Raw genomic sequence first — 20,274 nt, 5'->3', positions numbered from 1 at the left:
CTTCCGAAACCTGGTAAACGTTTCTACGAATGCGGTACAGTCGCCCGGCGAGTGCGAAAGAGCCGAACTCGCCGGTTTCGGGATCGGCGAACTGGGGATCATCTCGATGCTCCGCACGAAGGTCCCCGTCCGCGTGGCGATCGGGACGAACCACATCGTCGTCGCGACGACGGCCGTGCTCGCGTCCCTCGTGCACGTGTTCGGCGGCGGACTGGTCGGCGGCCACACGATGAATCTGGCGTCGACGCCGTGGAACATGGTCGTCTGGACCGTTCCGGCGACCACGCTCGGCGGGCAGATCGCGCCGTACGTCTCGACGGCGCTCGACACCTCGACGATCAAGACCGGCGTCGGCGGCCTGTTCGCGGTCATCGCCGCCGCGCTGTTCGTCATGGCCGTCGGCGGGTTCTGAGTATCCGAAAGCGTCCTCTCAACGACTGTATCCCTGGTGTCCCAGCGCGGGACGGAGACAGTGCGTTTCGTCTGTCTGTTCACGGACGCGTCGAGCGGGACCGGCGGGACCACCCGCATCCATCACTGGCACACACCGAGACAGAGACAGTACGTTTCGTCTGTCTTTCGTCTACAAGTAGTCGGTGACTGCAGTCGGTCCCCTCTCGGTTGCCGCGTTCGGTTGACGCCCACGGAGGGACGCCCGTATCGTCTGGAAACCACGTAGTGTGAGAGTACGTTTCGTCTGTCTCTCTGCCGCTGGTCGGTTTGAAATGGCCTCTGTCAGGCGAGGTCGTCAAGTGAATTGAAAAATGACTAGCCCGGCGGCACGTCGGATACTGCAAGTCAGACGAGACAGACAAAAGCAGGTTTTATATGTTAATGCAGCAACCTCGAACGTACGCATGGCCGGGCCATTCAGCGACGTCGAGCGATCGATCTTCGTCTCGAAGGGGGTGCTCTCGGAGGACCACCAGCCGAATCAGATCCTCGAACGCGACGAGGAGATCGATCAGTACCGACACGCGCTCCAAGACGTCCTCTTCGGCCGCACTCCGCAGAACGTCATGCTGTACGGGAAAGCCGGGCTCGGCAAGACGGCCGTCACGACGTACATGATGGAGGCGCTTCAAGAGGAAGTCACGAAGCGGTCGGACGCCGACGACCTCCACGTTCACGAGTTGAACTGCAACGGGAAATCGCTCTACACGGTCGTGCGGACGCTCGTCAACGAACTCCTGCCCGATCACGCGAGCGACTTCCCGAAACGAGGACTCGGAACGGCCGACGCGTTCGAAGAACTCTACGCGCAACTCGACCGGATCGGCGGCACGCATCTCGTCGTCTTCGATGAGATCGATCACTTGGACGACGTCGACACGCTCCTGTACGAGCTTCCTCGGGCGCGGTCGATCGGCCACATCACCGAGTCGAAGGTCGGAGTCATCGGTATCAGCAACAACTACACCTTCAGGCAGTCGCTGTCGCCGAAGGTGAAAGACACGCTCATGGAGACGGAGATCTCGTTCAGCCCGTACGACGCGAGCGAGCTTCGGACCATCCTCGCCGACCGCGCCGATCGGGCGTTCGTCGAGGGCGCGTGTGACGACTCGGCTATCGCGAGAGCGGCGGCGATCGCGGCCAAAGACCGCGGCAACGCCCGGCAGGCGATCGATCTCCTCCGCGTCGGCGGCGAGGTCGCCACGCGGTGTGACGACGACAGGGTCGACGACTCGCACATCGTCAAAGCCCAGGAACTCGTCCAGCGAGGCCGGCTGCGGAACCGCATTCGAGACCAGACGCAGCACGCACAGCTCCTGCTCGAAACCGTTGCGTACATCGAACAACAGGACGACTCGCCCGCCCGGTCGCGAACAATCAAAGACCGGTACGAGTCGGTCGCCGACTCGCACGCCGTGGACCCCCTCACGACGCTCAAGAGCATTCAGAACCACCTCTCCGATCTGCACATGCTCGGATTCCTGCAACGCCGAGACCGAAACCACGGCGAGGGCGGCGGGAGGTACTACGAGTACGAACTCGACCTCGACCCGCAGATCGTCCTCGACATTCGACGAGAGGCCGAATCAGAGCCCACGTCCTGATATCCCCTCCGAGACGCCACACCACGGCTATTAACCTCCGAGACAGACGAAACGTACTCTCTCACTCCACGAAGATAGCGCGATCCAGACAGTACGTTTCGTCTGTCTCTCCGCACCCACTCCCGTCGCGTGGCACCGAGCGGAGATCGGGACGAACGTGGGGGAGTACGTTTCGTCTGTCTCGGTGGCCCCGCGTCGCGACGCTGTCCCGCTGTCGCGCGCCGAGGCTCGGGCTCGCTTCGACGACGGTTACACCGACCACGCGTCCACGGTCGCGGCGGCCTCGACGTAGTCGCGGACGTACTCGTGACACGGCTCCGGCGGCGACCGGAACACGCGGAACGCGTCGTGTTGGTCGTCCGCCGTCAGTTGCTCGTCGCCGTCGACGTCGTCGCCAGCGACGCTGTCGTCACTGTCTCCACCTACGACATCGACCACGTACCCGTTCGCGAGGTAGTGTTTCGAGTCGACGCCGTCGACGTCCGCGGTCTCGTACTGATGTTCGAACGCCCCGAGCGACTCGACGATCTCGACGTCGATCCCGAGTTCCTCGCTCGCGACGCGGTGGACCGCTTCGCGGCGCGTCTCGCCTTTCCGCACGCGGCCGCCCGGCACGAACCAGTAGCCCTTCGCGGGCTCGTTCGTCCGCCGACCGAGCAGTACGCCACCCTCGTGTCGAATGACGAGGTCGACCGAGACGATCGGGACGGTCGCGACGATCGTCCGCCAGTCTTCGTCGGGGATCCAGCCGTCGTCCATGCACGGTCGGGAGGCTACAGAGAGATAATACTGGTCACATCGGACACGCTGGACCGCGGCTCGGCTGGTCGTCGGGCGTCGACGGAAGGCCGGCGGTCACAGCCGCTTCGAGACGTACGGGCCGTCCTGGTGGTAGCCGAGCTTGTTCCGGTAGTACTCGCGCGCGCCGATCCCGGAGATGATCGCGAGCTTGCGGTACCCCGCGTCGCGTGCGAGTTCCTCGGCGCGCTCCAGGAGGCGCTTGCCGTACCCCTTGTGCTGCCAGTCGCCATCGCCGCCGATGGCGACCTCGCTCCCGTACACGTGCAGTTCGCGGATCAGGGCGGCGTCCTCCAGTTCGGGCCGGACCGCGTCGCTCTCCGTGCCGGGCGCGCCGGGCTGATCGGGCGCGAAGGAGGGGAACCGCAGCCGACAGAAGCCGACGAGCAGGTCGCGGACGGGGTCTTCGAAGGAGATGAAGTGCTCCGTGCCGCCGCCGGCCTCGTAGGTCATGATATCGAGTTCGACGTCGTCGGGATCGGGGTCGGCGTCGTTGTGGCCGACCTCGCGGGCGCGGATGTCCCGCTGGACGATCCCCTTCTCTTCGGCGCGCTGGCTCGCGAGCTGCCGGAGGTTCGACTTCCAGACGCCGCCCTCGATGAAGTCGGCGGGGATGTCGCGCTGGACGCGCTGGAGCCGGGTGTACTTGGGGATGCGGTCCATGGCCTCGGCGACGACGTCCGCGGCCTCCTCGTTCGAGAGCGGTTCGAAGTCGTCGCGCCGCCAGCGGTCGTACACGCGGGTCCCCTCGACGACCAGGGTGGGATAGATCTTCAGGTAGTCGGGCCGCCACGCCGGATTCTCGAAGATCTGCCGGAAGTCCTCGATGCACATCTCTCTCGTCATCCCCGGCTGGCCCGGCATCATGTGGAAGCCGACCTTGAACGCGGCGTCGCGCAGCCGGCGATTCGCGTTGCGAGAGGCCTCGTTGCCGTGGCCGCGGTGCATCTCGCGATTGATCCGCTCGTAGGTCGTCTGGACGCCCACCTCGACCTTCGTTCCGCCCAGATCGAGCATGCGGTCGATCTGTTCCGGATCACACCAGTCGGGCTTCGTCTCGAACGTGGTGCCGATGTTGCGGATCGCGTTCGTCTCGTTCTCCGCGATCACGTCCTCCAGATATTCGAACTCGGTCTCGTCGGGGTCGGGCGCGAACGACTCGCCCTCCGCGGGCTCCGGCTCTTTCTCCAGGTCGTAGTCGTTCATCGCCTGCAGGGCGCGCTTCACGAACCACTCCTGGTAGTCGTGTGAGCGCGCGGTCATCGTCCCGCCCATCAGGATGAGTTCGACCTTGTCGACGGGGTGGCCGATCTTCCGGAGCTGTTCGAGCCGGAGGGTGACCTGCCCGTACGGGTCGTAGTCGTTCTGCTCGCCGCGGGCGGCGGCGGGCTCGTGACCGGTGTACGACTGCGCCGAGGAGAACTCCGAGGCCGGGCCGCCGGGACAGTAGAGACACTTCCCGTGGGGACACAGCTTCGGCGAGGTCATGATCGCCACGGGCGAGACGCCGGAGGCGGTCCGCACCGGCTTCCGCTGGACGACCTCGATCACGTCGTCGCGGGCCTCAGGGGGCGCGTGGTCGAGGATCTCGGTGTTCTTCGGCACCTTCGGCGAGGAGAACTCAGAGCAGGCGTCGAGTTTCGCGGACTCCAGATCGTCACGGTCGATCTCGCCGGCGAGGATGCGGTCGACGAGGTGCTCGCAGGCGCGGACGAACGCCTCGGGCTCGTCGCTGCCGGAACTTTCCCCCCCACCGCCGCCGTCCCCGCTACCGGCGTCACCCTCACTCGCCGCGTCGGTACTCATTACGCTCCGATCGACGGGTTTCGGAGTTAAGGGTGTCGCACCGGGAGAACCGCCCGGTTTTAGGCGACTCCTCGTGTATCCTCCCGCGTGCTTCGGAAGGATCTCCTGCGCGTCTCGCGGGCCGGCGGAGGCTACCGCCCTCGGTTTACCACCCGTCAGCACCGCCCGCTCGCCGCGCGGGTGCTCGGGACGTTCGAGGCGCACGTCGGCGAGCGCCGCGGCGACCTCGACGACGCGCTCGCGGACCTCGAAGCGGAGGCCGCGGAGACGGGAGGCGACTTCAAGCTCGTCCGCGGGTTCGCGGCGCTCGTCGAGCGCGCCTGCACCTTCGAAACGCGCGCGCCGGTCCCGCCGCGCCGCGTCCGGCGGGCGACGTTCGAGGCCGCCGAGGCGGTCGGCGTCGCGAGCGAGGCGGAACGCGAGACGGCGATCAGCCGCGCCGCCGACGCGCTCGGGATCGATCCCGCCGACGTGGAGGCGTCGCTGTACGCCGACCGCGACGTCAACGAGGTGCTCGTCGACGCCGACGTGCGCTGGGACCCGGACTCCTTGCTAGAACAGTACGACCTCTCGCTCGCCCAGACCGCGCTCTTCGACGCCACCGAGGTCCGCGTGCGGTCGAACGACCCGAAGCGACTCGTCTCGGCGGTCAAGCGGCTCCGCCTGATGTACGAACTGGAGACCACGCCCGAGGGCCGCGAACTGGTCGTCACCGGCCCGGACGCGCTCTTCTCGCGCACGCGGCGGTACGGCACCGCGTTCGCGCGGCTGCTCCGGACCGTCGCCGAGTCGGCAGAGTGGAAGCTGGAGGCGACGATCGACGACCGCGGCCGCGAGCGCACGCTGCGGCTCGACGCGGGCGACGTGACCGTACCCGGCGTCGAGCCGGTCGCGGAGCCCGACTTCGACAGCGGCGTCGAGGCCGACTTCGCCGGCCGGTTCCGCGCGCTCGATCTCGACTGGACGCTCGTACGCGAGCCGGAGCCGTTAGAAACCGGCGCGAGCGTCATGATCCCCGACTTCGCGTTCGACTACGACCACGCCGACTTCCGACTGTTCTTCGAGGTGATGGGCTTTTGGACGCCCGAGTACGTCGAAAAGAAGCTCGGCCAGCTCGCGGACGTCGAGGACGTGGACCTGCTCGTCGCCGTCGACGAGAGCCTCGGCGTCGGCGAAGCGATCGCCGCGCGCGACCACCGCGTCGTCAGCTACTCCGGGACCGTCCGCGTGAAAGACGTGGTCGACGTGCTCCGCGAGTACGAGGCCGAGTTCATCGCCGCCGCCGCCGCCGACCTCCCAGACGCGCTCTCGCCCGACTCCGACGCGATCCGACTGGCCGATCTGGCTGCCGACCGGGGCGTCGGCGTCGAGGCCATCGCCGAGAAGTCCTTTCCTGACCACGAACTCGTCGGGCGGACGCTGGTTCGTCCCGCGGTACTCGAAGAGTTGGCAGACGAGATCGACGCGGGAATGTCGCTGTCGGCCGCGGAGGCGGTCCTCGACGACCACGACATCGACGACGCGAGCGCCGCGCTCTCGCGACTCGGCTACCGCGTCGCGTGGGAGGGACTCGGCGGCGGGACGCTCCGCGAAAAGGACGCGTAGGCGGTCTGAGACGCGTAGGCGGTCTACGACGCGTAGGCGGTCTGCGAACGAAAACGCTCACGCGACGGCAGCGCTCACGCGACAGCAGAACTCACCGCGACGGCGACGCCCGTCCGCTCTCAGACCGGGAGTTCGGCGTCCGGTTCGACCACGCGGTCGACCTCCTCCGGCGCGCGCCAGTCCGTGGTCCGCTCTAACAGCTGGACGACCATCCGACCGGTCGCGCCCCAGACCGTGTAGCCGTCGACGTGGAAGAAGTGGATGCGGTGGCGGCCGTACGTGGGGTGGTCGCGTCGCTCCGACTCGTAGTTCGCGGGGTCCGTCAGTCCGCTCACGGGGAGGACGACCACCTCCGCGACCTCCGACTCGTCGGGGACGTACTCGCGGTCGGGCGCGACGCCGACGAACGGCCGGATCCGGTACTCGCTCGACGTGCGCGTGTCGTCGATCCGTCCCAGCACGTCGACCTCCTCGGGACGGAGCCCGACCTCCTCGTTCGCCTCGCGCAGCGCGGTGTCGGTCAGGGTGCGGTCGAACGGCTCGCGGCCGCCCCCGGGGAAGCTCATCTGCCCGGGGTGCTCGCCGAGGTGGTCGGCGCGCTTGGTGAAAAGCAGGTGGGGCTCGTCGCGCGCGATGACGGGAGCCAGCACGGCCGCCTCGCGGCGCGCTCCGGTGATCGTCCCCGGCGTGTACCCACGCAGCGCCGACAGGTCCATGCCGAGGGGTAGGTCGCCGAGCGGGGTTAACGTTTCTCCGTTTCCGGCGGTCTGGAAGGAGGTCGCCGCAGTCTCGTCCGTGGCGAGTCTGCCGCATCTCGCTGCGGTCGCGTCGACGGGTCGGCTTCGGACGTTTTAAGCCCGCGACCGACCCCTCTGTGCGTAATGAGCGACGACGACCAGGAGCTCGGAATCACCGAGTCCAAGTCACACAACACCGGCGAGTGGTACGCCGAGGTCGTACAGAAGGCGGGGCTCGCCGACTACGGCCCCGAGGGGATGAGCGGGTTCATCGTCACCCGCCCGCGAGCGTACGCCCTCTGGGAGCGACTGCAGGGCTTCCTCGACGCGAAGTTCAAAGACACCGGCGTCCAGAACGCCTACTTCCCCATGTTCATCCCCGAGTCCTACCTCGAACGCGAGAAGGACATCGTCGAGGGGTTCGACCCCGAGGTCGCGTGGGTGACCGAGGCGGGAACGAACGAGCTCGAAGAGCGGCTCGCCGTCCGTCCCACCTCCGAGTCGATCATCACGCCGTACATCTCCCAGTGGGTTCGGAGCCACCGCGACCTCCCGCTGCGCGTGAACCAGTGGTGCTCGGTCGTGCGCTGGGAGGCGACGGAGACGAAGCCGTTCTTCCGCACGAAGGAGTTCCTCTGGCAGGAGGGCCACACCGCCCACGCCACGCGTGAGGACGCGTGGGCGGAGACGATGACCCGGCTCGACCAGTACGAGTCCGTCTACGAGGATCTGCTCGCGATTCCGGTCCTAAAGGGCCAGAAACCGGATCACGACAAGTTCCCCGGCGCGGACACGACCACGACCGTCGAGGCGCTGATGCCCGACGGGAAGTCGGTGCAGGGCGCGACCTCCCACCACCTCGGACAGTCGTTCGCGGAGGCGTTCGACATCACGTACTCGGACGAGACCGAAGAGAAGCGAACCGCCCACACCACCTCGTGGGGGCTCTCGTGGCGCGCGCTCGGCGCGCTGATCATGACCCACTCCGACGAGCAGGGGCTCGTCGTCCCGCCGACGGTCGCGCCCGAACAGGTCGTCGTCGTCCCGATCTGGCAGGAGGACACCAAAGACGAGGTGCTCGCGTACGCCGAGGGCGTCGCCGACGACCTCGACGACGCCGGCGTCCGCGTCGAACTCGACGACCGTGACGAGCGCAATCCTGGATTCAAGTTCAACGAGCACGAACTGAACGGCGTTCCGCTCCGGATCGAGATCGGCCCCCACGAGGTCGAAGACGACGAACTCACCCTCGTCCACCGACCCGACGGCGAGAGCGTGGTCGAGGACCGGACCGACATCGTCGAGACCGTCCGCGACCACTTTGAGACGATCTACGCGAAGCTGTACGCGGCCGCCGAGGAGACGCTCGACGGCGAGGTGCGCGAGGCGGACGACCGCGCCGAGATCCTGGGTACGCTCGGCCAGCACGGCGGGTACGTGAAGACCCCCTGGTGCGGCGACGAGGAGTGCGAGGAGCCGATCAAAGAGCCGATGGCCGCCGAGATCGTGATGGTCCCCTTCGAGGACGAGGACCCGCTCGTCGCGGGCGACCACGGCGAGACCTGCGCGATCTGCGGCGACGACGCCGAGCGGACGGCGTACTTCGCGAAGTCGTACTGAGCAGTCGGCCCGCTGGCGGCTCACAGCACCGTTCCGGCGCGGTCGCCGACGCCACGTCCGTCGTTGCGCCGGCGATGTCGGTGAGTCTCGTCGCCGCGTCGTCGATGTCAAAGAATCGTCCGTCGCCGCGCAGTCGGCGAGTTAATCGGGGTTAATCCGGCTTAACGGAGTCGCATTTATATATGGATACGTCACGTACCATCGTCATGATGAACCGAGGGATCGCACTCGTCTTCGCGGTCGTCGCGGTCGTCGGACTGGTCGGCGTGGCCGCGGCCGGCCCGGTCGGCACGGTCGTCGCCCAAGACGATCCGGTAACGACCGGACCCGACGCGAACGGAACGAACGAGACTGCCGTCAACGACACGGGCGAGTCCGGCGTCAACGACACGGGCGAAGCCGATACGAGCGCCGAGAGCGAGGTAGCCGTCAGCCCCGGTGCGCGCTTCTCCGGCGTGGTCGGCGTCCAGCAGGCCGAGATCAGCGGCGAGATGTCGTCCCGGTCGTTCGAGGTCGCGCTCGACCGCGCCGGCACCGACGCGGAGCGGGCCGCGGTCGTCGCCGAGCGACTGAACCGGACGGAAGACCAACTCGGTGCGATCGAGCGCCGTCAGCGCGAACTCCGCGAGCGCCGTGACGCCGGCGAGTTGAGTCAGGGGGCGTTCGCCGCGCGGATGGCCGAGATCGGCGCGCGAGCCGAGAGCGCGCGGCGAGAGGTCAACCGGAGCGCCGACGTCGCCGAGCGCCTTCCGGAGTCGGCCAGAGCACAGCGCGGCCTCGACGAGGAGCGGTTGAACGCGGTTCGCCAGCAGGCGAACGACCTGAGTGGTCCGGAGGTCGCCGCGATAGCCCGCGGCATCGCCGGCAACGAGACGGGCCGCCCGCTCGCCGCGGATCGTCGCGGGCCGCCCGCTCGCCGCGGTCCGTCAGACGGCATCGCGAACGGAACCGGCCCCGACCGAAGACAGCCCGAAGCGCCGGGCCGACCGGGAGCCGAGCGACCGGCTGCCGCGCCCGACGCGGCCAACGAGAGCGGCGCTGCGCCCGGTCGTGGCAACGGCACCGGCGTACGGGGTGCCGGTCCGGGGAACGCGTCGCCGTCCGACCGCACACCGGGCGCGCGCGGCGGGGACGGTCAACCCCAGAACGGATCCGCACGAGACGGCGGCTCGGCGGGCGACGGAACCGCCGGAAACGGGGCGTCTGGAGGCTCGAACCCGGGAAACGGCGGATCGGACGCCGGACCGTCTGACCGCAGCGGTTCGAGCGGTGCTAGCTCGAGCGGCGATGGTTCGGCTGGTCAGGGGTCCGGCGGTGACGGTTCGGGAAGTGCTGGTTCGGACGGTGGCAGGACGAGCGGTGATGGTTCGGCCGGTCAGGGTTCAGGAAATTCTGGTTCCGGCGGTGATGGTTCGGGAAGTGCTGGTTCGGGCGGCGATGGCTCGTCTGATCGGGGCTCGGGCGCTGGGAGCAATCCGGGACGCGACAGACCGTTGTTCGGTCCCCTCGACGCAGCCGGGGGGTTCCTCCGGAGTGCGTGGAGCAGCGTCGCTGCGATCGGACCAGCGTAGCCACTCTGTGGTCGCGTTTCATTCTTCTCACCCCGTTTTTCGATCCGCTCACGCCCGACAGCTGAGCCTGTCCAGATGAGAAACGATTTATTCGCTCCGCGTGACCTCGACTTTGTGCAGCGAACGGCCCCGCTCCTCGTCGTCGCCGCGGTGCTCGTCGCCCTCGGCGTCGCGGCGACCGGCGGTACTGCGGGAGCGCCCGGCGACGCCACCGCCGAATCCAGCGTCGCCCCCGTCGGGTTCGAGCAGACGGAGATCGATCCGGACGACGTCCTGATCGAGACCGCGGTCGACGCCGACGGCAGCGCGACGTGGGAGATTCAGTACCGCGTCCGACTCTCCTCCGAGGAGGAAGAGCAGGCGTTCACGGACCTCCGAACTGACGTCGAATCGAACACGACGGCGTACACCGACCGGTTTAGCGAGCGGATGACCGCGACCGCCGCCGCCGCCGAGAACGCGACCGGCCGCGACATGACGGTGACGAACGTCACCGTGAGCGCCGACCGGCGCGAACTCCCGCAGTCGTACGGCGTGCTCACCTACCGGTTCGAGTGGCGGAACTTCGCCGCGGTCGACGGCGATCGGATCATCGTGGGCGACGCCATCGACGAGCTGTTCCTCGACGACGACACGTCGCTCATCGTCTCGTGGCCGGAGGCATACCGAGTCGCCGAGACGACGCCCGCGCCCACCGAGACCCGCGACGACTCCGTCGTCTGGCGGGGGCCGGCTGACTTCACCGAGGGCGAACCACGCGTCTCGCTCGAACCGACCGGGGGCGCGAGCGGCGTGAGCCTCCCGCTTTTCGGAGCGATCATTCTCCTCGTCTTCTTCGGTGCGGCGGCGGTCGCCGCTCACCGCGGCGGGTACGTCGACCTCGGACGCAGCGATTCTCCGGGCACGGACACCGGAGATTCGGCGGTCACGGCACCCGACTCGGACGACGCGGTCGGATCGCAGTCCGCGAGCCCGAGTGTCAAGGCGGCGGACCCGGATAGTTCGGCGGATCCGGACAGTTCGGCCGACGCCGGCGACGCGACCACCGACGCCCCATCCGTCGACGAGGAGCTGTTGAGCAACGAAGAGCAGGTGCTCCGTCTCATCGAGTCGAACGGCGGCCGAATGAAACAAAAGCTGGTCGCAGAGGAACTCGACTGGACGGCGGCCAAGACCAGCCAGGTCGTGACCGGCCTCCGCGACGACGACGAGCTCGACGGCTTCCGACTCGGGCGCGAGAACGTCCTGTCGCTCCCTGACTACGAGGCGACCGACGACGGCGAGGCTGCCGGCGGTGACGACACGGCGGGTGACGGAGCGGACGCTGCCGGTGGATCGACCGGCGACGGCGACTGACCGCACGCGGTCCGTCCCGGGCTACAGGTCTCGCGACCGCCCTAAGTGACGCAGTTCGCCGCCACAGGCCGGACAGGCCCCACCGGTCTCACACCGCGACCCGCATTTGAAACACTCGTACACTTTTTCACCACTAGTGTCACACTCTGGGCGCATACACGTCGCTATGCTACCAAGGCACATGATTTGTCCCCTATTATTCTTTAAAAGATATAATGATCTCCGCGATTCTCACTAGACGAGTGATCGATTGTCGCGTTTAGCGTAGGTCGAAGACAGCAGTGAGGCGGGCAGTGGTTACGTGTTTGTTTTAGTCACCCGGCTGCCGTCGGGGCGTTTCTGTCCCTCCGAATCATGGACCACGACCCCGTCGACGTCGGTGGGCTCGTAGCCGTCGCGGACGCCGATCGCTTCCTCGAGTTCCCGAACGGCCCGCTCTTTGAGCGCCGCCGCCAGTTCCTCCGCGTCTTCCCGCGAGATATCACGCCCCAGACCCTCACACTCGTGTGCTCGCACCAGCCCCTCCCGCTCGACGACGCCGCCCATCGGTTCAGTGGCTCCGAGGCCGCCGCCGTCGTCGCGTCGTGACTCGCCTTCGCTTCCGACGCTGAACGGGTAGGTCTGACAGATCAGCGGGCGCGCGTCGTGGACGGCACACGCGCCCCGTCCGTCGACCTCCTCGTAGAAGGTGCAATCGCCGCAGTCGTCCGTCGCGAGCGCCCACTCGAACGTCTCGCCGCTCAGTCCGCCGTCGCCGTCCTCGGAGAGCCCGAACGGCATCGGCCGCGCGACGTCGCGCCAGTCGTACGCCTCGCCGAACTCCGCCTCGGCTGCGTCCGCAACCCTGCGAACCTCGTCTGGGAAGACGGTCGCCGTGTGGGGTTCGCGGTCGGCCTCGCCGGTCGGGCGGTCGTCGCCGTCGCTGTCGTCGTTCACGCCCGCCTCAGCCCCCTCGTCGGCCGCGCGCTCGCCAACTCCTTCGCCCGCCGGCGCGCCGCCCGGTTCGGTGGGAGCGTATCCCGTACAGCAGCCGCCACAGCGCGTGCACTCGAAGCCGATCGACTCGATCGAATCGGCGAGTTCGGCGGGGTCGAGATCGCGGGCTCGCGCGAGTTCGGCTTCGAGCGACTCCATGCCTCTCGGTTGTGCCGCAGTCGAGTTAACGTCGGCGCTCCGCGGATCTCGACGCCCCCGGCTCGTCTCTTCCCGAACAGAGCCGTCCGGAGAGATATATATCGCTCTTAGCAAGAGCCATATCTCGCTCTGTCGCGACATCCGATAGCCGCATGGTTTCACAAACGGCAGCCACGTTGCCCGCGGCGTTCGATCGGCTCCGAGTCGGGATCGCGCTGTACGATGTCGACAATGCGACCATCCGAGACGCGAACGACCGGCTGGAGGCGCTTCTCGGCTACACGGCCCGTGACTTGCGCGGCATGCCGGTCGAGCGATACACCGCTAACACGTACGGCTTTTCGGCGGACGACTTCGCCGAACGGCTCCGGGCAGCCGTCGAGGGCGATCCGCAGCGGTTCACGTGGCGGGTCAAGCGGGCAGACGGCGAACTGGTCTGGACCAGCGTGTCGCTCACGCAGCGAGGCCCCGACGGCGACGCGCGCGCACTCGCTGAGATCCGAGACATCACCGACTACTACACCGCGAGCCGCCGGGAGACGCTGTTCTGGCGCATCCTCCGTCACAACCTCCGCAACGAGACGAACAAAATCGTCGGCTACGCAGAGCAGATACGTCGGGCGACTGCGATCGACGGCTGTCGAATCACGGACGAGGACCGCCGGATCGCGGACGAGGAGACGCGCAGGTCCGTTCGCGACGCCGCCGAGTCCGTCTGCTCGACCGCGATGGATCTCGGCACGGTCGCGACGTCGGTCAAGGAGATCCAGCAGGCGGCGGTGCAGTCGAAGGCGGACCGATCACACCGGGCGGCGACCGAGGCCGTCAGGGACGTCGTCGCCGCACTCGACTCGACGTATCCGAACGCGACCGTCCGGGTGGAAGAGCGCCGGCCGATGTGGGTGCACGTGGACGCCGCCTTCGACCACGCGCTCCGCCACGCAATCAAGAACGCCGTCCGACACAGCGACGACTCCGATCCGGTCGTCGATGTGACTGTTGGCCCTTCGCCCAACACCGGACGGGTAGAGATACGCGTCGCCGACCGGAATCCGTCCATTCCGCAGACGGAAATCGACGCGCTCGACGAGTTCGCCGACCTGACGAGCACGCGCCACGGAACCGGCGTCGGCCTGTTCGTGATGAAGTGGTGTATCGAGTCGATCGGCGGCGAGTTGGCGTTCGAGCGCCGAGAACCGCGGGGTAACCTCGTTCGGCTGTACCTCCCCGCCAGAGACAGCCCGCACGAGACGAGTGAGGTGACGGGAGACGAGTGAGGTGACGGACGACGAGTGGGGTGACGGGCGATGAGACGATCCGAACGACGGTGCGGACAGGCGGGTCGATTCGAGCCGGTGAGACGAAGGACGAAAGTATCCGGCCCCCCTACGCGTCCGGCGTGAAGGAGTACGAGCGAAAGAGGCTCCTCGAACGCGTCAACCGCGAGGCCGCGACGGTGGGTGCGGACATCCCCGAGGAGATCGAGGTTCAGGGCGAACCGATCGACCTCCGATCGTTCGTCTTCGAGATCAAGCGCCGCGACTCGGTCCCGCCGGGAGAGCGCGAGCGAGTCGAGCAGGCGAAGCGGAACCTCCGTCGCGAGCGGCTCGAACGGCTGGAGCCGATCGAAGACAACGAGGTGAGCTACGCGGAGGGCGAGGCGCTCGCGGCCTCGATAATCGGGATCGACCGCGCGCTCGAGGCGCTTGAGGGGCTCGACGCGGCCGACCCGGAGACGGAGGCGAGGCGGCAGGAGACGGCCGACCGAAAGCGGTGGATGAACTTCTTAAAGAAGGCGCTCGGCCGCGAGGACGCCGGCGGCGGACGGACTAGATTCTAACGGGGATCGGTCGCAGAACCGAACCTGAGCCGGTACTCGTAGTACCGCCCCGCGTACCGGAGCATCCCCGATCCCGCCTCGGTGCCCATCGCGTCCGACTCGATGTTCCCGTCGAGGTACGGCCGCTCGTGGAGCGCGCGCAACACGGCTCGGTACGCTGTCGAGTACGGGTGTGCCTCCTCGTATCCGCCGTGGCTCGCCGTCTCGATCACCCGCCGTGCGTCGGCGGAGAGGTCGCCCTCGGCGATCCGCGCGTCGACCTCGCGCGCCCTGAGGATCGCCTCCATCCGCTCGGGCGACTCCGCGACCACCGTCCCCGTGGCGCGATACACCGGCTCGTAGAACCGCTCGCGAGAGACCTCGACACGGTAGACCGTGTCTCGGAACCGGACGCTTTCCGGCCCGTCGTCGGGCAGGAGCGCGCTCGCGTCGACCGCGTCCGCGCGGCGGTAGACGTAGCCGCCGCGCTCGACCAGTCCAATCGGGACGCCGCCCTCGGTGCCGCGGGCCCGCGCGGCGAAGTGCGCGATCTCGACGGCGCGCCGGTCGCCCGACGGAAGGGCGTCTGCCTCGACCGCGGCGTCGGAGTCGGTCGTCGAACCGCTCTCCGCTCCCGACCCGGAACCGTCTGCGGATCTCGACTCGGCTGTGTTGCCGTCGGCGTCAGTGTCGAACAGCCGGAGGACCGGCCGAACCGTCTCCGCCTCGTCGACGACGACGGAGCCCAGTCGGTAGTACGTCCCGTCGTGGACGGCGAACCGCGGGTCGTCGGTCGTCGAAAAGAACGGCCGCCGGTACTGGGTGGTGTAGGTCTCTCCCGCTCGCACGGCCGCGAACGCCGCGGTGTCCCACGTCGGATCGGCCTCGTTCGGATCGTCGACGAAGCGGTCGCGAAGGCGCTCTCCCACCGAATCGAGCGTCAGTCGGAGGACGCGGTCGTCGCCGCCGTCGTCCGTGTCGTCACCGCGCAGCGATCCGCCGAGACAGCCCGCGGTCGCGCCGATCGCCGCCGCGACGACGCCGGCGAGCACGCGTCGTCTGGAGGGTGTTCGTTCGTGCACACACGTCGTTCACCGGCCTCACATAAATGTGTCAGCGAGACGCAAACGATCGCTTTCGTCTCCGAGGCCATCGGCCGGCCGCCGACTCGCGCCGACTCGCGTCGGCGAGCGACACGCGGTCAACGACGCGCGCACTCCGCGCCGCCGAGCGCCACTCCGGGAGACGATGGTGCCGGACCGCTCACGCGCCGCCGGCTCGCGACTCCACGAACGCGACCACGTCGGACAGCTCCTGCTGGCCGATTCCGTGGCCGCCGGGGTAGCTGCCGCGGGTCACGTCCGCACCGAGCGCCTCGAACCGGTCGGCCGCGGCCGCCGAGCGCGACTCGGGGATAACGCGGTCGCCGGCTCCCGCACCGACGAACACCGGTTTGCCCTCGATCCCGGCCGGGTCGAGGTCGGCGTGCGAGTCGGCGAGGTAGCCGTGGAGCGCGACGGCCCACGCGTACCGGTCCGGCTCTTCGAGGAGGAGCGAGAGGCTCGTGATCGCGCCCTGACTGAATCCGAGCAGGCCGACCCGGTCGGCGTCGATGTCGTAGGCGTCGACCGCGGCCTCGACCGTCTCGACGACGAGGTCGAGACTGCGTCGGAAGTCCTCGGCGTCCGGCTGGCTCGATTCGAGGCCGCCCGCGGACAGGTCGAGCTCGTACCACGTGTACCCCCCCTGAAGCGGGTCCGGTGCCCGCAGGCTCACGACGTGGAGGTCGTCGGGGAGGTGTCGTGCCACCGGCAGCAGGTCCTCCTCGTCGGCCCCGCGGCCGTGCAGGACGAAGACGGCCGGGGCGTTCGCGGGGTCTGTGTCGGGCGCGACGTGGACGTGTTCGAGCGGGAGATCGGTCTCCGAGGTGTCGGACATACGCCCGCCTTCGCGGCCTCGGGGTTTCGGTCTGTCGCCCCCGGCAGCGGCTCCTCGCTCCCGGAGCGCGTCGTCGGTCGCGGAACCGACGCGGGTCGGCTCGTCGTCGGTCGCGGAGTCGCCGACCTCGTTCTGTCATCATCGACCGCCGTCGACGGTGTCGAACGGGCGGTTTAACCGTCCAGCCGCACAATTCGCTCGACATGAGCGGCTCCACGGAGGGCGACCTCACGAAGACCGGGATGGCCCTGAAACACGACCGCGAGTGGGACTACGAACTCGACCGGATCTTGGAGGCGATTGAGGAGCGAGACGCCTCGAAGGTCGGCCTCCAGTTCCCCGAGGGACTCAAGCGCCGCGGTCCGAAGGTGGCAGACGACCTCCGCGAAATCGCCCCCGACGACGTGACGTTCATGCTGTCGGGCCAGCCCTGTTACGGTGCCTGTGACCTCGACACGTACCTGATGCGCCGGACCGACGTGTTCGTCCACTTCGGACACACGCCGATGAAGGAGTCCGACAGCATCGTCTACGTCCCCCTCTTCTCGAACGTCGACCCGTTCCCGATCATGGAGGACGCCCTCGACGAGGAGCTGTCGCCGCCGGAGGAGGACGCCGACGTGGGGCTCGTCACGACGGCCCAGCACATGAACCGCTTCGAGGAGATGACGGACTGGCTCGAAGAGCGCGGCTACGAGGTCCACACCCGCCGCGGCGACGACCGGCTCACGAAGGAGGGACAGGTCTTGGGGTGTAACTACGCCTCCGCCGACATCGACGCGGAGCAGGTGCTGTACGTCGGCGGCGGGAAGTTCCATCCGGTCGGACTCGCGATGGAGCACCCCGACAAGCGCGTGATCATCGCCGACCCGGTCAACAACGTCGTGAAGGTCGCCGAACACGACCAGTTCCTCAAGCAGCGCTACGCCTCGGTCCACAAGGCGATGGACGCCGAGAAGTGGGGCGTCATCTTCTGTACGAAGATCGGCCAAGGTCGGTGGGAAACCGCCCAGGAGATCGTCGAGAACAACGACAACGCCTACCTGATCACGATGGACGAGGTGACGCCGGACCGCCTGCGCAACTTCGATATGGACGCGTTCGTCAACACCGGCTGTCCCCGGATCACGACCGACGACGGCCCGCGCTTCCACAAGCCCATGCTGACGCCGGGCGAGTACGAGGCCGCGATCGGCGAGAAGCCGCTCGATTCGATCGAGTTCGACACGTTCCACGACACTTGGTAGTTACCGTCGCCGGGGACGCCGGCCGGTGGTCTGATCGCTGATCGTCGCCCGCGACGCACCATAGCCGCCGCACGCGACGCGCTTCGTCTCCCGTCCACTGTGACAAGATTCTTGAAACCCGTCCGTCACACTGTGGACGATGCCCTCCACACTGCTTTCGACTGCGATAGACGGGATCGGTCCGGGGCCGACGAACCCGACCGAGCCGCTCGGATTCGCCATCAGTACCGGGCTCTCCTTCGTGATCGAACTCGCTGTCGTCGGCGTCCTCGGCGCGATCGTGATCGCCGTCGCTCCGGATTTCACCGACGAGGGAGCCAGGTACGTGCGCGGCGAGCCGGTCATGGCGTTCGTCTACGGGTTCGGCGCGTACATCGCGATCGCGGCCGCGGCGGTCCTTTTCGCCATCACGATCGTCGGGCTCCTCGTCGTCATCCCCGGACTGCTCGCGCTCGCGGTCGTCGGCGTCGCGACCACTACCGTCGGCGTCGTCGCGCTCGGGCGCTGGATCGGCGACGTGACCGACGTCGGTGACGGATTGGGCACGGCGCTCGTCGTCGGCGCGCTCGCGTGGGCGCTTCTCGGGGTCGTCCCGGTTCTCGGCGGCCTCGTGACCGGCGCGCTCAACGCGATGGGATTCGGCTACCTCGTCGCCCACGTTCTCGACGGGCGCGACGACCGCGACCGCGTCGCCTCCGGTGTCGGCGGCTCGCCGGACGACGCGGGTCGGATCGGGCGGGGCGAACACGACCGCGCCCGCGACGACCGCGCCCGCGACGACCGCGCCCGAAACGATCGAGACGAGCCCGACGATCGGTTCAGAAACATCGCCGCCGCCGATCAAGATGCGGACGACGAGACGACAGGCGGCTCGGGAGAGACGACCGCCGGCGACGACCCGGACGGTTCCGACGACCCCTCGTGGCGCTGAGTGGTGACGGCACACGGCACGGCCAATAAGTATACATCGGTGACCGCGAGAACACCATACACGCCCGATGCCACTGACTCGCGACTCGATAGCCGTCGTCCTCGTCGGCACCTCCGACAGAGCGACGGAGCTGTCGTCGTCGCTGGAGCGCGCGGACGACCGTTTCGTCGTCGAACCGGTCACGGGAGTCGACGCGGCCGTGGACCTGCTCCGAGACTCGGCGATCGACTGCCTGCTCGTCGTCGGGACGCCCGTCGACGCGACCGCAACGCCGATCGTCGAGACAGTCCGGGACCGACGCTCGGACCTCCCGATCGTGTGCTGTCTCGACGAGGCGCTCGACGCGGACGCCGCCGCCGAGGCGCTCGACGCGGGGGCCACCGACGTCGTGCGAGCGTGCGGCGACGCGGACGCGACCGTCCTCGCTCATCGGATATCGAACGTCGTGGCGTCCGCTCGCGCCGCCGCCGACGTCGAACGGCAGCGACAGCGGCTCGACGAGTTTGTTCGCGGCGTCTCTCACGACCTCCGAAATCCCCTCACCGTCGCACAGGGGCGGCTCGACCTGGCGGAACGCGACTGCGACTCCGATCACCTTGAAGACGCCTCGACCGCGGTCGACCGCACGCTCGAACTGATAGCCGACCTGCTGACGCTCGCGAGACAGGGCGAGACACCGCGGGAACGCGAACCGGTCGAGCTGTCAACGCTCGCCAACAAGTGCTGGGCAAACGTCGAGACCGGCGGCGCGACGCTCGTCATTGCTGGCGACCGGACGATACTGGCGGATCCGAGCCGACTGAAGCGGCTCTTCGAGAACCTGTTCCGCAACGCGACCGAGAACGGCGACGACGACGTGACCGTCACCGTCGGCGAGATCGCGCCGATGTACACGACGACGCGGGCCGAGGCCGTCATGCCGTCGGGCTTTTTCGTCGAGGACGACGGCCCGGGAATTCCCCGCGACGACCGGGAGCGCGTGTTCGAGATCGGGTACACGACCAACGACGACGGGACGGGATTCGGCCTCAACATCGCTCGCGACATCGCCACCGCCCACGGGTGGGATATCGACGTGTCAGAGGGCGCGAGCGGCGGGGCCAGATTCGAGATAACGGGCGTCGACGACGCGTGACGGTCAAGACCAGCGCCGCCAGGAGAGTCGACACCGAGTTAGCGACGGCGCTCGGCGGCAGATCTGGACCAATCTAGGCCCCCTCTACGTGCTCGACCGCCGCGTCCGGCGACTCGACCGCCGCCACGCCCGCGACATCGTGGGTGTCGAGCCCCGCGACCGGCCGTCCGTGCGCGAGCGCGAGTCCGATCTCAGAGAGGGTCCCCGGACCGCCGTCGACCGCGATCACCGCGTCGCCGTTCAGGACGACGAGCGCGTTGCGCGCGTGACCCATCCCCGTCGCGATCGGCGTGGTGACGTGGTCGTTCGCGTCCGCGCGTCGGTCGGTCGGGAGGATTCCGATGGTCTCGCCGCCGACCCCGCGAGCGCCGCGACAGACCGCTTCCATGACGCCGCCGAGCCCGCCGCAGACGACGACGTGGCCGCGCTCGGCCAGCCGCTCGCCGAGCTCCTCGGCGACCGCCGCGGTCTCCGCCCCGATCGAGCTCCCGCCGATGACGCTCACGCGCATGCCTCGTTT

Annotated in this window: 18 protein-coding genes and 1 pseudogene; 11 read left to right on the top strand and 8 right to left on the bottom strand. The window is 68.2% G+C overall.

The features are described 5' to 3' along the window. Positions 1-67 precede the first annotated feature (67 nt). Both EP28_RS03725 and EP28_RS03720 read left to right on the top strand, forming a co-directional pair. Positions 68-412: pseudogene (locus EP28_RS03725) on the top strand (sulfite exporter TauE/SafE family protein); the annotation flags it as partial. A gap of 445 nt (positions 413-857) precedes the next feature. Continuing rightward, positions 858-2,057, top strand: coding sequence for an orc1/cdc6 family replication initiation protein (locus EP28_RS03720; protein WP_049982646.1), 1,200 nt, complete (start codon positions 858-860; stop codon positions 2,055-2,057). Positions 2,058-2,306: 249 nt separating this feature from the next. Here EP28_RS03720 and EP28_RS03715 read toward each other — a convergent pair whose 3' ends face one another. After that, positions 2,307-2,816 carry a GDP-mannose mannosyl hydrolase gene (locus tag EP28_RS03715; RefSeq protein ID WP_049982645.1) on the bottom strand — a complete coding sequence of 170 codons (510 nt, stop codon included), beginning with the start codon at positions 2,814-2,816 and terminating at the stop codon, positions 2,307-2,309. A gap of 96 nt (positions 2,817-2,912) precedes the next feature. After that, positions 2,913-4,661 (bottom strand): tRNA uridine(34) 5-carboxymethylaminomethyl modification radical SAM/GNAT enzyme Elp3, encoded by a 1,749-nt coding sequence (locus EP28_RS03710; protein ID WP_049982644.1) that lies wholly within the window; start codon positions 4,659-4,661, stop codon positions 2,913-2,915. An 87-nt stretch (positions 4,662-4,748) separates the two neighbouring features. Here EP28_RS03710 and EP28_RS03705 point away from each other — a divergent pair, with 87 nt between their 5' ends. Continuing rightward, entirely contained in the window at positions 4,749-6,266 is a 1,518-nt protein-coding gene (locus EP28_RS03705) for a DUF790 family protein (RefSeq protein ID WP_049982643.1), read from the top strand. Positions 6,267-6,385: 119 nt separating this feature from the next. On the opposite strand, the gene EP28_RS03700 is transcribed toward EP28_RS03705, so the two are convergent. Further along, complete coding sequence (locus EP28_RS03700) at positions 6,386-6,982, bottom strand: NUDIX hydrolase (protein WP_049982642.1); 597 nt, start codon at positions 6,980-6,982, stop codon at positions 6,386-6,388. 165 nt (positions 6,983-7,147) lie between these two features. Between EP28_RS03700 and proS the strand changes: the two genes are divergently transcribed. From proS to EP28_RS03685, 3 genes are all read left to right on the top strand, one after another. Continuing rightward, positions 7,148-8,623: a proline--tRNA ligase gene (gene proS, locus EP28_RS03695; RefSeq protein ID WP_049982641.1), complete on the top strand. Its 1,476-nt coding sequence runs from the start codon at positions 7,148-7,150 to the stop codon at positions 8,621-8,623. Positions 8,624-8,832: 209 nt separating this feature from the next. Further along, positions 8,833-10,194: a DUF7096 domain-containing protein gene (locus EP28_RS03690; RefSeq protein WP_230455249.1), complete on the top strand. Its 1,362-nt coding sequence runs from the start codon at positions 8,833-8,835 to the stop codon at positions 10,192-10,194. Positions 10,195-10,308: 114 nt separating this feature from the next. Next, positions 10,309-11,550 (top strand): DUF4897 domain-containing protein, encoded by a 1,242-nt coding sequence (locus tag EP28_RS03685; RefSeq protein WP_049982639.1) that lies wholly within the window; start codon positions 10,309-10,311, stop codon positions 11,548-11,550. A gap of 21 nt (positions 11,551-11,571) precedes the next feature. Here the strand turns inward: EP28_RS03685 and EP28_RS14055 are convergent, their stop codons facing one another. Together EP28_RS14055 and EP28_RS03680 are read right to left on the bottom strand one after the other, a co-directional pair. Then, positions 11,572-11,706 (bottom strand): rubrerythrin-like domain-containing protein, encoded by a 135-nt coding sequence (locus EP28_RS14055; protein WP_155118424.1) that lies wholly within the window; start codon positions 11,704-11,706, stop codon positions 11,572-11,574. Between the two features lie 141 nt (positions 11,707-11,847). After that, positions 11,848-12,684, bottom strand: a complete 837-nt coding sequence (locus EP28_RS03680; RefSeq protein WP_049982638.1) for a YkgJ family cysteine cluster protein — start codon at positions 12,682-12,684, stop codon at positions 11,848-11,850. 152 nt (positions 12,685-12,836) lie between these two features. Between EP28_RS03680 and EP28_RS03675 the strand changes: the two genes are divergently transcribed. Beyond that, complete coding sequence (locus EP28_RS03675; RefSeq protein WP_049982637.1) at positions 12,837-13,961, top strand: PAS domain-containing sensor histidine kinase; 1,125 nt, start codon at positions 12,837-12,839, stop codon at positions 13,959-13,961. A 122-nt stretch (positions 13,962-14,083) separates the two neighbouring features. Beyond that, positions 14,084-14,524, top strand: coding sequence for a DUF5788 family protein (locus tag EP28_RS03670; protein ID WP_049982817.1), 441 nt, complete (start codon positions 14,084-14,086; stop codon positions 14,522-14,524). On the opposite strand, the gene EP28_RS03665 is transcribed toward EP28_RS03670, so the two are convergent. Together EP28_RS03665 and EP28_RS03660 are read right to left on the bottom strand one after the other, a co-directional pair. Then, positions 14,521-15,585, bottom strand: coding sequence for a hypothetical protein (locus EP28_RS03665; RefSeq protein ID WP_049982636.1), 1,065 nt, complete (start codon positions 15,583-15,585; stop codon positions 14,521-14,523). The genes EP28_RS03670 and EP28_RS03665 overlap by 4 nt on opposite strands. A gap of 181 nt (positions 15,586-15,766) precedes the next feature. Then, positions 15,767-16,441, bottom strand: coding sequence for an alpha/beta hydrolase (locus tag EP28_RS03660; RefSeq protein ID WP_049982635.1), 675 nt, complete (start codon positions 16,439-16,441; stop codon positions 15,767-15,769). Positions 16,442-16,644: 203 nt separating this feature from the next. Here EP28_RS03660 and dph2 point away from each other — a divergent pair, with 203 nt between their 5' ends. From dph2 to EP28_RS03645, 3 genes are all read left to right on the top strand, one after another. Beyond that, the gene (gene dph2 / locus EP28_RS03655) at positions 16,645-17,688 is read left to right on the top strand and encodes a diphthamide biosynthesis enzyme Dph2 (protein ID WP_049982634.1); all 1,044 of its coding nucleotides are present in this window, start codon (positions 16,645-16,647) and stop codon (positions 17,686-17,688) included. A gap of 139 nt (positions 17,689-17,827) precedes the next feature. Next, complete coding sequence (locus EP28_RS03650; protein ID WP_049982633.1) at positions 17,828-18,619, top strand: DUF8173 domain-containing protein; 792 nt, start codon at positions 17,828-17,830, stop codon at positions 18,617-18,619. 67 nt (positions 18,620-18,686) lie between these two features. Beyond that, positions 18,687-19,754, top strand: coding sequence for a sensor histidine kinase (locus EP28_RS03645; protein ID WP_049982632.1), 1,068 nt, complete (start codon positions 18,687-18,689; stop codon positions 19,752-19,754). 73 nt (positions 19,755-19,827) lie between these two features. On the opposite strand, the gene EP28_RS03640 is transcribed toward EP28_RS03645, so the two are convergent. Then, positions 19,828-20,265 (bottom strand): TIGR00725 family protein, encoded by a 438-nt coding sequence (locus EP28_RS03640; RefSeq protein ID WP_049982631.1) that lies wholly within the window; start codon positions 20,263-20,265, stop codon positions 19,828-19,830. Positions 20,266-20,274 lie beyond the last annotated feature (9 nt).

The sequence above is a fragment of the Halorubrum sp. BV1 genome (assembly GCF_000746205.1).
In the GTDB taxonomy this organism is placed as follows: domain Archaea; phylum Halobacteriota; class Halobacteria; order Halobacteriales; family Haloferacaceae; genus Halorubrum.
This window is presented reverse-complemented; position numbering and strand designations above follow the sequence as displayed.